We start from the raw sequence: 632 nt of genomic DNA, 5'->3' as shown, positions 1-632 counted from the left end.
GGTCCAGTCCAAACCCCAGCAGGACGATCGTCGCAGCCGCCGCAGGAAGCGCGGCAAGCTGGATATCGTGCCGGCGGCAACGGTGCCGCCGCCGCAGGTCCAGCCGCAGGCGCCGCCGTTGCCGCAACCGCCGGCCTATGTCGCAAGCACTGAACCGGCCTATCAGCCACCCTACAGCCAGCCGGGCATGGTACAGCCGCTCCCCGGCGTACCGACGCGGACATCGGAGGTCGGTCGGCGAAACATGACGCTGGCCCCGGCGACCGGATCGCGGCCCGCGACCGTCGCCCCGACGCCGCCGCCCGCGCCGGAACGGCGTACAGTACAGGCGGAAGCCGATACGCGCGTGGCTGCTGTTTCGACCCCGTCGCCGGCCGCTCGGCCGGTATCGCCGCCGCCCTCGGCATCCGGATCAACAGCGCGTGCCTCGTCGACGTTGCCGGATCGTCCGGCAATCGTGACGAGGTCGCCGCTGCCGTCCGCGATGGAAACCAGCACCGGGGCCCCGGAAAACTCTCCCCGGCCGCTCGTCGGTGCACCGGTATCGGTTGCGTCGTCCACCGCGGTGCCCACGCCTGCCGTGACGACCCCGCCGGTGCGCGGCGTCGCGGCGGCACCGACCCCGGTACGGA

The 632-nt window shown here is 72.9% G+C and carries 1 pseudogene; it reads right to left on the bottom strand.

Annotated features, from left to right (window positions below):
- Positions 1-171: 171 nt before the first annotated feature.
- Positions 172-632, bottom strand: a pseudogene (locus AC1DZC_RS20065) (hypothetical protein); the annotation flags it as partial.

The sequence above is a fragment of the Cellulomonas sp. P2_B4 genome, assembly GCF_056404795.1.
This window is presented reverse-complemented; position numbering and strand designations above follow the sequence as displayed.